Genomic DNA, 2507 nt, shown 5'->3' with positions numbered 1-2507 from the left:
TCGATGTCGGCGCGGCGGAAGCGGTAGATGGACTGCTTCGGGTCGCCGACCACGAAGAGTCGACCATCCGGCACCTCGACCTCTCGCCAGTCCTCGGCATCCGCCGCGGCGCCGCCCGCGATCCGGACCGCCAGCTCGATCTGGATGGGATCCGTGTCCTGGAACTCGTCGAGCAGCAGCCGCTGGAACCGCTCCTGCAGCGCCGACCGCACTGACGCGTCTCGCCGGAGCAGATCGCGCGCGAGCACCAGCAGGTCGTGGAACTCCAGACGCCCCTCGGCTCGCCGCAGCTCGGCCGACTCCAGCACCCGCTCGGCGACCCAGTGCGACAGATGCCGTAGGCAAGCATCCAGCAGCAGCTCGACGAGCGATCCAGCGACGCTGACGACCTCAGTACAGTCGCCGCGGACCTTGTTGATGTCCGGCCAGTTCTCCTTGCGCCCGATCCGCCCGAGCTTCAGCCCGCGCAAGTGCTGCAGGATCGCCAGTTGGGTCTCCTGATCCGTCGCCGCCCCGAGCATCACGCCGAGCTCGCGGATCTGGTGCACCTTCGGCAGCAACCGGTCCTCGGCATCGAGGCAGCTCTCCGCCACGGCGCCGATCTGCGCAGCGGCCGCGATCAGTCCGCTCAGATCTGGCATCGACACCAACTCAGGCGGATCCACCAGGACCCGCTCGGCGATGAGGTCCCAGTCGTTCCCGAACAGCCGCGCCAGCGACCGCAGGTGCTTCAGTTCTACGCCGACGGCCATGGCCAGCAGCAACGGTTCGGCGATCGCGTCGTCGTCTAGCAACTGCTGCTGCAACTCCGACCAGCGTTCCTCAAAGGCGACCGACGACCCGACCTCGTCCAGTACGTCGATCAGCGGCGGCAGCCCGGCTTCGATCGGATGCGCGAGCAGGAGTTGCTGCGCGAACGAATGCAGTGTGCCGATCGACGCCGAATCCAGGTCGTCCAGCGCCTCGTCCGCCAACCGCCGGGCCGGCCCCTTCCGCGCTGTCTCGAACTCCACCCGCAGCCGATCCCGCAGCTCCGCCCCGGCCTTCTCCGTGAACGTCACCGCCGCGATCGTCCGCAACGGAACTTCGTCCCGCAGCACCAGCGTGGTCACCCGGTCGACCAGCGCGTGCGTCTTCCCCGAACCTGCGCCGGCTTCAACGAACAACGTCGACGAAGTGTCGGACCTGATCTGCTCCCGCGCCTCGGCATCCAGCAGTTCAGTCATCGAGCGCCACCTCCTCGAACGCCGGCAGCGCACCCGGATCGATCAACCGGACCAGCGCCTCGAGGACCGTGTCGTTCCGCTTCCGCTCCCACCGCGCCCGTACTTCGCTGTGCCCGATCCCGTCCGGATTGCAGTACTGACACTGCACCCAGAGGAAGTCCGGGATCTCGGGAGCCTTCGGCGGAAAGTACCCGGCCGCGATCGACGACACGATCACGTCGAGCGTGTGCACATAACGAGCCGCCACGTCTTCGGTCAACGGCACGGGGATCCGCCGTCCACCCTTCCTGACGAACCAGTACGCCGCTTCGACCGGCGTCTCGGGATCCCCCAGCCGAGCGCGTGCGGCGTACGCGTAAACCGGGAGCTGCAGCTTGGTCCCAGCCGCGACTGGGTCGGCCTCGATCGACTCGTAGCGGGAGAACCCGCCGGTCTTCACATCGGTGACGTAGATCGTGCCGTCCCGGCCGAGGTCGACCTTGTCCGCGGAGCCGCGCAGACGCACGCGTCCCGAGGGAATGGGGATCTCCACCGGCGGCTCGCCCTCGAAGCCGAAGCGCAACTCGCTCGCGACGACCGATGCGTCACGGGAGACACGCCAGCGGTCGTCGTCCTCGAGCAGCACCAGGAGGTCGCCGAGGATCCGCAGTCGCTCCCGCTGCCACAACCGGGGATGCCCGGTCAGGCCCTCCGCCTCGAACTGATCCGCGAGATCCGCACCGATTGCCAGCAGCAACGACCGCTGCTCGGAGGTCCAGGGCTTCCCATAACCGGGCAGGCCGACGGATCCCGTCGGAACCGCGGCGAGTCGGCTGACGAAGGCGTCCAGGCTGTTGTGGATCAGGTTCCCGATCTGCACCGGCGAGATCACCAGCAGATCCTCTGGCGCTTCGAGCGGTTCGACCTGCAGCAACCGCTCGACGAAGTACGCATGCGGACAGGTCGCATAGGCCTCGAGCGAGGTCGGCGACGCGATCCGCTCGTCCCTCGCGTAGTCGGGCAGCCCGTCCACCCCCGACAGATTCCCGTCGAACCGGCTGAACTCATCCGCGGCACGGGCCCGCAGCAACACCCGCGCACGGTCGACGACCTGGTCGGCCAAGGGCAGACCGGCGGTTGCCGCCCGCACCTGCCAGTCCTGCTCGGTCGCCGGCATGGTTGCCGTGGTCAACGAACCCGCGTACGACGCCGAGGTGAGCATCCGGTCCGCGTAGTCGGCCTGATCCCACAGCGTCGCCGCCAGTGCGTGATCACCGGTGATCGAACGCAAGGTGCCGAGCA

2 protein-coding genes are annotated in these 2507 nt (G+C 68.2%); both read right to left on the bottom strand.

All coding sequences use genetic code 11. The annotated features are described in order from the left end of the window. On the bottom strand, positions 1-1226 hold a 1226-nt coding region (locus tag VFG33_RS07615; RefSeq protein ID WP_325023857.1), incomplete at its 3' end, for a UvrD-helicase domain-containing protein. After that, positions 1219-2507, bottom strand: a 1289-nt coding sequence (locus tag VFG33_RS07610) for a PD-(D/E)XK nuclease family protein (RefSeq protein WP_325023855.1), incomplete at its 5' end; no start/stop codon positions are given. The genes VFG33_RS07610 and VFG33_RS07615, both read right to left, overlap by 8 nt.

The organism is Kribbella sp. (assembly GCF_035687465.1).
Taxonomy (GTDB): domain Bacteria; phylum Actinomycetota; class Actinomycetes; order Propionibacteriales; family Kribbellaceae; genus Kribbella.
This window is presented reverse-complemented; position numbering and strand designations above follow the sequence as displayed.